The sequence below is a fragment of the Winogradskyella sp. genome, from assembly GCF_965228925.1.
Classification (GTDB): Bacteria; Bacteroidota; Bacteroidia; order Flavobacteriales; family Flavobacteriaceae; genus Winogradskyella.
On sequence record NZ_OZ245845.1, the window covers coordinates 569,345 to 582,373 of the forward strand.

Genomic DNA, 13,029 nt, shown 5'->3' on the forward strand with positions numbered 1-13,029 from the left:
GCATCACAGTTTACAGTAATTCAGATTGTTCTAGATAATTATGACAAGATTAAATCTCAAAAAACACTTTCCCAAAATTGTTATCCTAATTGTCGGAATTTATTGGGTCTATAACTATTTTGAAAATCAACACGAAATAAAAAATATGGATTTTGGGATGAAGGCTAATCAAATTAGAACCGCAATAAATATTCCAATAATAGATGAGTATATGAATTCCAAAAATGGTTATAGATGGGAAACTCGAAATGAAAAACCAAAGGCAGGAGAGACACTACATGTTTGGAAAAATATTAGACCATCTGAATCAGAAAAGCTCATTCTAAATAACGAATTTGATGCATTTAGAAGACGAGACGAAAATGGAAGGGTTATGCAATTTAATATCATTAGTAATGTTATTGGTGATTCAACGTCTTTAAGGAGTGGTAAGTTTTTTTATTTCGACTCTAAACTGACCTATAAAAAAGACTTGACAGAGAAGGAAATAGACAGTATAAGTATAAGTTGGGGTTTAGATTATTTAGTTAAAAATAAATTTTTGACCATATAAGTAACGGAATTATGAAAAAAACAGCCTTAATTACTGGCGCAACCAGTGGTATTGGCAAAGCCACAGCAGAAGAATTCGCCAAACACGGCATTAACCTTGTACTCTGCGGACGTCGCCAACATCGGCTCGATAGCATTGAAAAAGCCCTATCCAAACAAACCGATGTACACACTTTAAATTTTGATGTCCGTCATAGAGAACAGGTTTTAGAAGCTATCGCATCCTTGCCCAAAGAATTTCAGCATATCGATATTTTAATCAACAATGCTGGCAATGCCCATGGCTTAGACCCTATACATAATGGCAGCTTAGACGACTGGGATGCCATGATGGATATTAACGTTAAAGGCCTGCTCTATGTGAGTAAAGCCATCATCCCAAAGATGACCGAGCGTCAATCTGGTCATATTATAAATATTGGATCCTCCGCAGGTAAAGAAGTCTATCCAAAAGGTAATGTGTATTGCGGTAGTAAGCACGCGGTGCTGGCCATTACCGAAGGCATGCGTGTCGACCTCAACCCTTTTGGTATTAAAGTCACCGCTATTAATCCTGGGTTGGTAGAAACGGAATTCTCTGAGGTTCGCTTTAAAGGCGGTGAGCAAGCCAACTCCGTTTATAAAGGCTATAAAGCCCTGCAGGCTGAGGATGTGGCCGAAGTTATTTACTTTGCGGTATCGCGACCAGCACACGTGAACATTGCAGATGTACTTATGTTTTGTACGGCTCAGGCAAATTCTACGATTGTGAAAAAGTCTTAATGACTACTGAACTAAAATCTAAATGGGTGGATTTATCTTCAAAATATACAGAAGACAAAGCCCTTGTAATTTCTTATTGGGACGAGATTGTAAAACACTATTCGGGTAAAAATAGATACTATCACAACCTCTCTCATATTCAAAATATGTTGAGTCAAGCCGAAAATTTTAAAGACTCCATTTTTGATTTTGATATTCTGCTTTTTGCCATTTGGTACCACGATATTATCTATAAACCAACTAAAAAGAACAATGAAGAGAAAAGTGGGATTTTAGCCAAAAAACGTCTTAAATCGCTCAGTATTGGAGAAAAAAGAACTATAAATGTTCTAAAATTGATTAGTTCAACAAAAAATCATAATGTTATTTTAAGCAAAAATGAGGATAATGCCTATCTTTTAGACTTTGATTTAGCGATTCTTGGAACGGATTGGGAAACCTATAAGAACTATACCCAGAACATTAGAAAAGAATATTGGATTTATCCTGATTTCATGTATAAGTCCGGAAGAAAAAAAGTGCTTCAACATTTTTTAAAACGCGACACTTTGTATTTTACGGAAACCTACATCACAAGATTTGAAAAACAAGCTCGGAAAAATTTAAAAAAAGAAATTGAATTACTTTAAAAATAAGATTCCCTCTTTCGAGGGAAATTAATATGATCAACAAACGCCTGCTTATAAAGCACTTACTGGCTCACAACGATGAGAATAGTTTTTACGACAAAAAACGAAAGGTCGATATCAGTCATAAGGAAGGAAAAGCCAAATTCCTAAAGCATATCTGTGCCCTTTCTAATAGTAATCCTAAAAACAATTCATATATCGTCATTGGTGTGGAAGATGAAGACAACAACATTATTGGCACCGATTTTTTTGATGACAGTAAAATACAAAACCTGATCAATGCCTATTTAACCAATCCCCCCATTGTTCAATATGAGAATATTCCTTTTCCCCATCTTCCCGATGATAAAGTTGTGGGCTTAGTCACCATTAGACCAATCGATAGCATTACATCATTAAGAAAAAACATCTGGAAGTACTACGGTGGTTCCGTTTTTTTTAGAGATGGGAGCATGAGTATGCCAAAAGTCTTCGACATCGAAATTAAGGATGTGAATTCTAAAATTGTGGCGTCCATCGAAAATCATGCTCAAAATAATATCGAATTAACCCTCGATGGTGTGTTCGATTTTATGAATAAACGCAAAGATTTTAATCCGCTTTACAAGGTATTTAAGGAGTATTTTGTGTTGTGCTGGTCTGGCCAAAAAAAGCAGGTGAAGGACGAAGTATTCTATTCTCGCGTTGACATTGAATTGATTAATGAACAAGTCCGATTATTCTATTCGGCTCTGGATGAAGTCGCTATTTTTTATGATGATGATTCTTTTAAGATTGTAGAATATGTGCGACTTGGGCTTCATAAGTCCTTCAAGTATTACAAACTCGAAGAAAAAACAATTCACTTTGACAATAATGCCAATTATTCCATTGAGGCCAATTTAATTTTCGAACCACCACAATACGATAAAAAGGTATTGCACCATATTTACAATACAAATAACGCCCTATTAGAAAAACTCGAAAAAGGTATCACTATTGCTAATCATGAAATACCAGATCTCAAAAATTTAGCTGCGAGTTATTTAATCTGCTACCTCAATGGTTTTGAGGACGCCTTACCTAAACTTGACTATGTAAAACCTTATTTAAAAAAGTACAGTTTAGAGCTATATGAGTCCTATAAAGAAACCATTAGAATATTGCGAAAAGTGAAGTACAGTTAATTTGGTCGAATTTAACTTAGGTTTTATCCTTGTTTTTTGCATCTTGTCGAAATCGGAATGCAGGATGTGCAGATGATACATTTTTTTCGACCATTCATCAAAAAAATAAAATATCGCACCGATTTTATGCGCATCTTTGGAATGCTATTAATCAATTATATAACCTTGTTTCATTTTGCTATTAGCAGCATTTGAGACAAGGTTTTTTTAGACAAAACCTAATAGCTTTTGTTTGGAATTGATAATCCCTTCTGTAGAGACATTCATCCAGTTCCTCAATATCGTTTTATAAACAGCCCTAAAGTCAATCTCATATTTTAAATCCCCATTATTGTCCAAATCACTAAGACTAGCAAGTTTATTGTAGAAGCCAGCCTTTCTTAAATTCTTACCGATAACAAAAACATTATTTGCGGCACCATGATCTGTCCCATTTGCTGCATTTTGTTTGACGCGACGCCCAAATTCTGAGAATGTTAAAATCAATGTATTATCAAAGGTCTCATTTCGCTTTAGGTCTCTTACAAATGCCGAAATACTCTCAGCATATTGGGATAATAATCGTTTTTGAACATTGGGTTGATTGGCGTGTGTGTCAAATCCACCCAAAGAGGTATAAAACACTTTAGTGTCTAATCCAGAGTTTATAAATTGGGCCACATTTTTAAGCTGTTTTGCAAATTGGTTTTGAGGATAATCTTCCTGGGACAACTTTACTTTAGTGGTTTCATAAATATACTTTGCCGAGGACTTTGCTTCAATCATGGTTTGATAGAGATAACCTAAATTATGCTCGCTTAAATGTTGATCATTGTAATGCTTAAGAACATTACCAAAAAACGGATCTTTAGCAGTTCTGTATAGCATCTTATAATTATTGGTGGCAATGCCGTTAAACCGTTCCCCTTTCATGGCCAAACTTAATTGCTCATCCATCTCTATAGCATTATAGGGTTTATTACCATAAGCATCTAAGTAGCGTCCTAACCAACCGCTCTGCAGATAGGTGTCCGAATCACTTGCCGTTTGCCAAATATCCATCGACCTAAAATGCGACCGTACCGGATTTGGATACCCCACATTGTTGATAATGGATAACTCCCCTTTGTCAAATAAAGTTCTCAATGGTGCTAGACTGGGGTGAAATCCAAGATCATCATTGAGCTTTATAATATCCTTTGTAATGGCTAAGCGAGGTCTTGCATTATAATAGATATCGTTGTTGTATGGTACGATGGTATTCAATCCGTCATTACCACCAGACAATTGAACAATGACCAAACGTTTATAACCAAGCTTTGTCGATGGTGCGGCCTCAAATGCCTTAACAAAACGTGGTACAAATAGCAAACTACTTGCCAATGCCGAATCTTTTATAAATTTTCTTCTGTCCATGATTAACACATTTGATATTCGGGCAAGGACATCAACTGAACACAAAAATCGCGTTTAGAGGCCTTGCTGAATGTCTTTAAATAGTCAGCCGTACCTTCATTTACTGTTCCTTGAATAAGGATATTTGTAAGTTCTTCCGTCTTAATAGTTTTAAAATCATCTAAAAACGAATCCCAATCTGGTAAGGTTTTAAAGGGTAATTTCCCTTTGCTCCTTTTAAAATATTGTGCTGCGAATCGATCATTAAAATCCCCATAAGCTTTAAGGGAAATCATAGCGTTATTCAATAGAAGTGAAGGAAGCTTTAAGCGTACCATAATGGTATTGGCGTCTATCCAAGCCTTATCTCCTTTCCAACCTGCTACATTAGGGGGATCTAACAGTATTTGTCCCAACAGTCTTTGGATAACGATGATATCCCTTTTTCTTTCAAATGTTACTGGAACGGTCTTGGCCATACCTACTAGAAACTCTACCGGAGATTTAATCTTTGCGCCTCTATTTTTTTCATGGTAAAACCAATCCGACATAAAGACAAATCGCATGAGGTTCTCGATATCATAGTCATTGTAGAACACATCCGTCATGGCTTCAATATGACTATTGTTAGGTACAGGGTTTACAAAATAACGGTATACCTTATCCGAGATGTAACGTGCACACTGTTTATTTTCTAAAATAATATCGATGATATCATCGCCATCAAATCTCCCAATATTATCAAAAAAGGTTTTATTGTCATGGTCATGCTGAAGTCCCCTAAAAACAAATTCACCTTCAAAATTATGGTTGTAACCCGTAAAAGCCCTGGCGCTCTCCTTAATATCTTTTTCAGAATAATGGCCTTCCCCTAAAGTAAACAGCTCCATTAATTCACGGGCAAAATTCTCATTGGGCTTTTGCTTTCTGTTTTGTTTGCCATTGAGGTACTTAAGCATGCTTGCTTCTTTAGAGATAGCTTTGACAAAATCCCCGAAATGACCAAGCGCAAGATATCTAAGCGTGTTATTGTATTGAAGCATGTACTTGGGATTTCTATCTCTGCAAACAAAATGATTAGCCCAAAATAATGTCATACGTTCTCTTAATAGTTCCTTAGCATGAATCATTCGTGCCATCCAAGCATTACCCAAATCCAGGATTCTAATATTACTTTTTTCTCTCAGTTCTTTGGCTAGCGACGGGAACTTCTTCAGGTCTTTAGGATCGATCCCATTCAAATAAGACAAGTCAATCTCTAAGGGTGTATAGGATTTAGAATCTTCGAAAAGCGCATCGACAACCTGCTTTCTATCCAAAGGTATTTTGTTGAGCATCGTAGGCTGTATACCAAAGCCAGCTCGCCAATATAAATGTTGAAGTTCTTTCGTTGTCATAGGATTTAGACTCGTTATGCCCTTAATAGTTTAATACTACCAAAAACCATTCCTAAAGTTAGTTATAGATTTGGTAAGATTAAAAATAAGGTAGGTAGAAAACCGATCAACGCTATGACAAACCTATTCTTGTTGTCTTTTACCCTAAAAAATATAATGAAAGGAATAGCAAGAAAAAGTAGGGTATATATCAAAAGTGCCACCCAATCCCCCGCCCTCGTTAGATAATCAAAAGTACGAATACCTTCATCTAAAAAGGCAATCACATTTGTGATCAAAAAACTTATCAAAACTAACCCAAGGAGCTGTTTTCTAGACATAAAAAAACCGTTTCTAGATGAGAAACGGTTTTCCTTAGTATATATTTTAACCTTTTTTATAGCAGATAAAAAATCAAATATACCACAGGTAAAAAACCCATACAGGCAATTAATAACCTGTATTTAGATTTTTTAAAAAGCCATAGAAGTAGTATTGGCAAAATCATGAATACCACCAAGCTAATTAAAAGAAGGTACCACATTTCAACTATATAGTTAACACCTTCTCCATCATAATCTAAATATGCAAAGATGTTAGTTAATACAATGTTTATTAGCAATAATATTAAGACATCTCTTCTTTTCATAGTAACTAACTATAGGTCGAACTTAATGCCTTGTGCTAAAGGTAACTCAGTCGTATAGTTAATGGTATTGGTCTGACGACGCATATAGATTTTCCATGCATCAGAACCGGACTCACGTCCACCACCCGTCTCTTTCTCGCCTCCAAAAGCACCACCGATCTCAGCGCCAGAAGTCCCGATATTCACATTGGCAATACCACAATCAGAACCCGCATGTGATAAGAAGCGTTCGGCTTCGCGCAAATTATTGGTCATAATTGCAGAAGACAAACCTTGAGCCACATTATTTTGAATCTCAATGGCATTGGTAACATCACCTGAATACTTTAGTAAATAAAGTACCGGAGCAAAAGTTTCGTGCTGTACTATTTCCATAGTATTATTGGCTTCAGCAATTGCTGGCTTTACATAACATCCGCTTTCATAACCCTCACCAGATAGCACACCGCCTTCTACCACAATGTGCCCTCCTTCTTCGACTACTTTATCTAAAGCGGCTTCGTACATTTTTACAGCATCCGTATCAATTAATGGTCCAACATGATTATGTTCATCTAACGGATTACCGATTCGCAATTGTTTATAGGCATCAACAATGGCATTTTTCACTTGCTCATAAATCGAATCGTGAATGATTAAACGACGTGTACTAGTACAACGTTGACCACAAGTGCCAACGGCTCCAAATACAGCCCCAATAACTGTCATTTTTATATCGGCATCTGGTGTGACAATAATCGCATTGTTACCACCTAATTCCAATAAAGATTTTCCTAAGCGCCCTGCTACTTCCTTAGCCACAATTTTTCCCATTCTGGTAGATCCTGTAGCCGAGACCAAAGGCACACGTGTATCCTTGGTCATCATTTCACCAACGCGATAATCGCCGTTAATTAGGCAAGAAATGCCTTCAGGTAAATTGTTTTCAGCGAGTACCTCTGCGATGATATTCTGACAAGCTACACCACAAATAGGTGTTTTTTCCGAGGGTTTCCAAATACAAGTATCCCCACAAATCCAAGCTAAGGCTGTATTCCATGACCAAACGGCCACTGGAAAATTGAAAGCGGAAATAATCCCAACCACTCCTAATGGGTGATATTGTTCGTACATACGATGACCCGGACGCTCTGAGTGCATGGTTAACCCGTGGAGTTGACGCGATAAGCCCACAGCAAAATCACAGATATCAATCATTTCCTGTACTTCGCCTAAACCTTCTTGGTACGATTTTCCCATTTCATAAGATACTAGCTTACCTAGGGCTTCTTTCTTCTCTCTCAATTTTTCGCCAAACTGACGCACGATTTCACCGCGTTGCGGAGCAGGCATAACTCTCCAAGTCTTAAAAGCTTCTGTAGCCGCAGACATGGCCTTCTCATAATCGGCTTTTGTTGATGACTTTACTTTAGCAATTAATTGTCCATCTACTGGTGAATAGGACGCTATAATCTCTCCATTTGAAAAGTTGTGAGATCCTGTAGATGTGCCCTCATTTATGTCTTTAATACCTAATTGTTCTAAGGCCTCTTTTATTCCGAAATCCGTAGCAACTGCTTGCATATATGTTTGTTTTTTATGAATTATTAAATAATGGCATAAAATTACTAATAAAAACTCAGTTTTACTTGAAGCTTGCGCTCTAAAAATGTAACTTTAAAGCACTTATAAAATCACGATCCATCATGAAGAAAATTATTCCGTTTGTTCTTGTTTTATGTTTATGCCTAGCCTGTAAAAATGAGCCTACTTCAAAAGCAATGGCAGAGGCTGAAAGTACTACTGAACACACCATAGAAAAACCCGAATTTGCAATCATTATTCACGGCGGCGCTGGGACCATTCTAAAAAAGAACATGACTCCTGAAAAGGAAGCCGCATATAAAGCTAAATTAGAAGAAGCGATTAGAGTAGGTTATGAGATTTTAAAAAACGGCGGAAGTAGTCTGGAGGCTGTAGAAAAAACCATCAATGTTATGGAAGATTCCCCCTTGTTTAACGCTGGAAAAGGTGCCGTATTCACTAATGCCGAAACCAATGAACTGGATGCTTCAATTATGGATGGTAAAACGCTCAATGCTGGAGCTTCTGCTGGTACGACAACGGTTAGAAATCCAATTAATTTGGCCAGAGCTGTAATGGAACAATCGAAACATGTCATGCTCTCAGGGAAAGGCGCTGAAATCTTTGCTGAAGAGCAAGGTTTAACTATTGTTGATCCTTCCTATTTTCATACGGACCGACGCTTAGAATCCCTTAAACGCGTTAAGGAACGTGAGGCTAAACAAGAAGGAAAAGTAGATACAGAATCAGCCTACTTAGACTTTTACGATACCGATATTAAGAATGCGAAATTCGGCACTGTGGGTTGTGCCGCCCTCGACAAAAACGGCAATTTAGCCGCAGGAACATCTACTGGAGGCATGACCAATAAACGTTATGGCAGAGTGGGCGATGCCCCAATTATAGGCTCTGGTACTTATGCTAACAATGCTACATGTGCCGTTTCTAGTACAGGGTGGGGAGAATACTTTATTAGAGCTCAAGTAGCACACGATATTTCGGCACTTATTGATTACAAAGGCTTAAGCCTTAAAGAAGCGGCAAAAATTGTTTTAGATAAAGTGGCTGACTTAGGCGGTGATGGCGGTATTGTTGCAGTAGACAAAGATGGCAATATGGTGGCCGATTTTAATACAGCAGGTATGTACAGAGCCACAATGAATGATAAAGGGGAATTGACCATAGGGATTTATGAACAGTAAAACATCTGATTCCCTTCCTGGGAAGGGACTAAGGGATGGGTACAGTAATGAGAAAAATAATACCATATAATCCTAAACTTGTTCCTCTAGCAAAAGAACTCCGGAAAAGTATGACTCTTGGAGAAATAGCTTTATGGCGAGAAATAAACAACAAAAAGCTTGGTATAAGGTTCAGTAGACAAATCCCTATTGATAATTACATCGTCGACTTTTATTGTAAAGATTTACAGCTGGCTATTGAAGTTGATGGCTCTATACATTTTGAAGAAGGACATGAAGAAAAGGATGCTTTACGCCAATATAAATTGGAATCATTAGGGGTAAAAGTTGTTAGATTTTCAGATTGGGATGTAAAAAATAATCTGAGCTGGGTAATTAGAGAAATTGAAAATGAAATTGAAAATTTAGAAACCCATCCCTAACCCTTCCCAGGAAGGGAATTGACCATAGGGATTTACGAACAGTAAGAGTGTCATTCCGACAGAGCATAGCGACGAGGAATCTAATAATGGGATTTCTCACATTCGTTCGAAATGACAAATGTGCTTTTGTAACATTTTAACAGCTTTAAATACACATAGTTAACCAACCTCAACTACACCATCAACGTCATCTGCTTGTTTATCCCGTCAAGGAGTTATACCTTTTATATCATTTTATGTATTCAAAAACCTTTCAGACTATGAAATTCTATGTTTTATGCTTATCTGCATTGCTATGCCTCATGTTATCTTGTAAGAAATCAGAACACAAAGAAGAAAGCACAACGACCAAAACTAAAATTGTTGATTTAACTCATACTTTCTCTGAAGAAACGGTGTATTGGGTGACTGCCAAAGAATTCAAACTGGATGTTGTTGCCAAAGGCGATACGGATAAAGGCTTCTTCTATGCTGCCAACAATTTTGAAACTGCGGAACATGGTGGCACGCATATCGATGCGCCAATTCACTTCTCCAAAGGTAAGCAATCCGTTGAAGAAATTCCTTTGGAAAAACTTGTAGGCTCTGCTATTAAAATTGACGTTAGAGCAAATGCTAACAACAACCCCGATTACTTAGTGAGTGTGGAAGATTTTACGACTTGGGAAAAGGAACATGGTCAAATCCCTGAGGGTGCTATTGTACTTTTGGACACAGGACATGCCAAACATTACCCAGACAAACTTAAATACCTAGGCACCGACCAACGTGGCCCAGAAGCGATAAAGCTATTGCATTTTCCAGGGTTATCGCCAGAAGCTGCCACCTGGCTGGTCGAAAATAGAAGCATCAATTCGATTGGTATCGATACACCGAGTATTGATTATGGCCAATCGGAATACTTTAAAAGCCATGTGATTTTACTTTCTGAAAATATTCCGGCGTTCGAGAATATTACCAATCTTGACCAACTGCCACCTAAAGGTTTTGAAGTCATTGCCTTGCCCATGAAAATTAAGGATGGCAGTGGTGCCCCCTTACGCATTATAGCTAAAGTTAAGGAAGGTGTATGATTAAGTTCTTTAGAAAAATACGTCAACGCTTACTCTCCGAAAACAAATTTTCGAAGTACTTACTCTATGCTATTGGCGAGATTATTCTAGTTGTAATAGGTATTTTAATAGCGCTTCAAATCAATACAATGCGAGAGCATGCCTTAGAACAAAAAAAGGAACAAGCCTTTCTCAGGGAAATTAACCTAGATTTTAAATCCAATAAGGTACAACTCGACTCTATTATGGCGCATAATAAAAATGCTATGGATTGTTGCCACCACCTCCAAAAGCAGATTTCGATTCTTAAAAAGAGCCCAAGAAATATTACTCATTTTGAAAATAATCCTTTACGTGATACAATAATGTACTACCAAGGCACCTGTTTCACCAATAAATCATTTAATCCAAAAAATGGTACGGTAAGGGCTCTCATTAATTCTTCGTCTTTTGACTTAATTCAAAATGACAGTTTAAGGCGATTACTGATTTCTTGGAATGATGTCCTAGGTGATTATTTAGAGGAGGAGCAATTTGCTATGGATATTCTTTTTAAAGAGTATTTCCCTTTTCAAAGACGAAGCTACGATTTTGAACATCCGTTTTCTCCAGACAATATGAGGACTTGGTTTGGTCCGAGAGAGTTCAATTTTAGGGAAGAGCGCACTTACGGTCTGGAATATTTATTAGAAACTGTAGAATCTGAAGGTATCGTATCAATGATTAACGATATTATTAGGCTTACTGAAATCACTGAATAAAATGATTAAGTTCTTTCGTAAAATACGTCAACGCTTACTCGCTGAAAATCGTTTTAGCAAATACCTACTTTATGCTATTGGTGAAATTATTCTGGTTGTCATAGGTATTTTAATTGCCTTGCAAATCAACGACTGGAACCAAGATAGAATTAACGCGACCAAAGAGCACCAATTTCTTGGCGAAATCATTATAAATCTTGAGGAAGATATGGGCTTAATAGATATGTGTTTGGTTTACAATAAAAACAAATTTAAAGCCATCGATTCTGCCTTCCATTTTATGTCTTTGATGAAAAATAACAAGTCCTTAGGCAAACAGTTTTCTTCGCTTTTGCCTGTTCTCACAAATAGCGAATTCTTTTACCCCTCTCGAGTAACGTTTGACGGTATTATATCTACTGGACAAATTGAAATCATTAGATCTTCTGAATTACGAAAACAAATCTCTAACTATTATTCTGATAAATCTCTGGATGGCGTACAAGAACAGCTTAAGATCAATACACAGAGTTTTCTAGATATAACTACCCCAAAAATGATCAATCAAGAAATGGCTAAGTTTTTTACAAAGCGTGATTTTGACGTGATTCCACTAGAACGACTTACCATTCATAAGGACCCTGATATTTTGGCCAAGCTATTTGTTATGCTCAACAAAACCAAAGAGCATAATCAACGCTTAACTGAAATGCGCACGAAAATAACTACCTTAAAAGACATTATAACTCAGCAACGCAATACGTATTAAATAGCGACCAATAGATGATTAAATTCTTTAGAAAAATAAGGCAGCAACTACTTGCAGAGAACCGCTTTAGAAAATATTTGCTCTATGCCATTGGAGAAATTGCACTTGTAATGATAGGTATTCTTTTAGCCTTTCAGGTCAATAATTGGCAAGCTAAAAGAACACGGGCAACAAAAGAATTAAGTTATTTAAAAGACATAAAATCGAATTTATCAGATGACATTAAGGCCATTGATAGAGTTGTTGAATTTAATAAAACAAAATCGCTATTAGCCGATTCTATGTTTTATACCTTGGATCGCTACTCGGACCCTGAAATATATATGCCTAAGATTATAAGATATATGTATACCTTAACCGTATATGATGTTTTTGAACCCAATAGAATTGCCTTTGATAATATGGTGGCAGCAGAAAACGTGGATTTAATTACCAATGGCAATTTAAGATCTCTTTTATCACAATATTATAAAAAGGAGTTTAATACCACGACACAAGAAAACGTAAAACAACGGGCAAGACAATTGGGTGATTATGTCGCTATTGCAGCCTTTAATAAACAATCTATAAAAAGTCTCGTTAACTATAATTCCAGTCTAAGGGATATCTCGGAAGTTGAAATTCATAAAGACTCCAAAGTATATGCCTATTTGTTTAGCATGCTCATGACCACACAGTCGCATACCGAGATTCTTATGGAAACACACAAAGACATAGAAGAACTCATAGAACTTATAAATCAACAAATCGAGTAATATAAGTTTAAATTATTT

At 36.8% G+C, this 13,029-nt stretch carries 13 protein-coding genes; 10 read left to right on the forward strand and 3 right to left on the reverse strand.

The window, feature by feature from the left end; all coding sequences use genetic code 11:
- Positions 1–40: 40 nt before the first annotated feature.
- The 4 genes from ACO052_RS02185 to ACO052_RS02200 are packed head-to-tail and all read left to right on the forward strand — an operon-like array spanning position 41 to position 3,109.
- The gene (locus ACO052_RS02185) at positions 41–553 is read left to right on the forward strand and encodes a hypothetical protein (protein ID WP_422106382.1); all 513 of its coding nucleotides are present in this window, start codon (positions 41–43) and stop codon (positions 551–553) included.
- An 11-nt stretch (positions 554–564) separates the two neighbouring features.
- Positions 565–1,314 carry an SDR family NAD(P)-dependent oxidoreductase gene (locus ACO052_RS02190; RefSeq protein WP_422106383.1) on the forward strand — a complete coding sequence of 250 codons (750 nt, stop codon included), beginning with the start codon at positions 565–567 and terminating at the stop codon, positions 1,312–1,314.
- The gene (locus ACO052_RS02195) at positions 1,314–1,943 is read left to right on the forward strand and encodes a hypothetical protein (protein WP_422106384.1); all 630 of its coding nucleotides are present in this window, start codon (positions 1,314–1,316) and stop codon (positions 1,941–1,943) included. The genes ACO052_RS02190 and ACO052_RS02195 overlap by 1 nt, the downstream gene beginning before the upstream one ends.
- A gap of 32 nt (positions 1,944–1,975) precedes the next feature.
- Positions 1,976–3,109: an ATP-binding protein gene (locus ACO052_RS02200; protein ID WP_422106385.1), complete on the forward strand. Its 1,134-nt coding sequence runs from the start codon at positions 1,976–1,978 to the stop codon at positions 3,107–3,109.
- Positions 3,110–3,316: 207 nt separating this feature from the next.
- On the opposite strand, the gene ACO052_RS02205 is transcribed toward ACO052_RS02200, so the two are convergent.
- From ACO052_RS02205 to ACO052_RS02215, 3 genes are all read right to left on the reverse strand, one after another.
- Positions 3,317–4,504 (reverse strand): DUF1501 domain-containing protein, encoded by a 1,188-nt coding sequence (locus ACO052_RS02205; protein WP_422106386.1) that lies wholly within the window; start codon positions 4,502–4,504, stop codon positions 3,317–3,319.
- A gap of 2 nt (positions 4,505–4,506) precedes the next feature.
- Positions 4,507–5,880: a DUF1800 domain-containing protein gene (locus ACO052_RS02210; protein WP_422106387.1), complete on the reverse strand. Its 1,374-nt coding sequence runs from the start codon at positions 5,878–5,880 to the stop codon at positions 4,507–4,509.
- 637 nt (positions 5,881–6,517) lie between these two features.
- Positions 6,518–8,071: an aldehyde dehydrogenase family protein gene (locus tag ACO052_RS02215; protein ID WP_422106388.1), complete on the reverse strand. Its 1,554-nt coding sequence runs from the start codon at positions 8,069–8,071 to the stop codon at positions 6,518–6,520.
- A gap of 122 nt (positions 8,072–8,193) precedes the next feature.
- Between ACO052_RS02215 and ACO052_RS02220 the strand changes: the two genes are divergently transcribed.
- The 6 genes from ACO052_RS02220 to ACO052_RS02245 all read left to right on the forward strand — a co-directional run bounded on the left by ACO052_RS02220 (position 8,194) and on the right by ACO052_RS02245 (position 13,011).
- The gene (locus tag ACO052_RS02220) at positions 8,194–9,273 is read left to right on the forward strand and encodes an isoaspartyl peptidase/L-asparaginase family protein (RefSeq protein ID WP_422106389.1); all 1,080 of its coding nucleotides are present in this window, start codon (positions 8,194–8,196) and stop codon (positions 9,271–9,273) included.
- Positions 9,274–9,308: 35 nt separating this feature from the next.
- Positions 9,309–9,695 (forward strand): endonuclease domain-containing protein, encoded by a 387-nt coding sequence (locus ACO052_RS02225; protein ID WP_422106390.1) that lies wholly within the window; start codon positions 9,309–9,311, stop codon positions 9,693–9,695.
- A gap of 260 nt (positions 9,696–9,955) precedes the next feature.
- Entirely contained in the window at positions 9,956–10,768 is an 813-nt protein-coding gene (locus ACO052_RS02230) for a cyclase family protein (protein WP_422106391.1), read from the forward strand.
- The gene (locus ACO052_RS02235) at positions 10,765–11,508 is read left to right on the forward strand and encodes a DUF6090 family protein (RefSeq protein ID WP_422106392.1); all 744 of its coding nucleotides are present in this window, start codon (positions 10,765–10,767) and stop codon (positions 11,506–11,508) included. Before ACO052_RS02230 ends, ACO052_RS02235 begins: the two co-directional genes overlap by 4 nt.
- A 1-nt stretch (position 11,509) precedes the next feature.
- The gene (locus ACO052_RS02240) at positions 11,510–12,256 is read left to right on the forward strand and encodes a DUF6090 family protein (RefSeq protein ID WP_422106393.1); all 747 of its coding nucleotides are present in this window, start codon (positions 11,510–11,512) and stop codon (positions 12,254–12,256) included.
- Positions 12,257–12,270: 14 nt separating this feature from the next.
- Positions 12,271–13,011, forward strand: coding sequence for a DUF6090 family protein (locus ACO052_RS02245; protein ID WP_422106394.1), 741 nt, complete (start codon positions 12,271–12,273; stop codon positions 13,009–13,011).
- Positions 13,012–13,029: the final 18 nt, after the last annotated feature.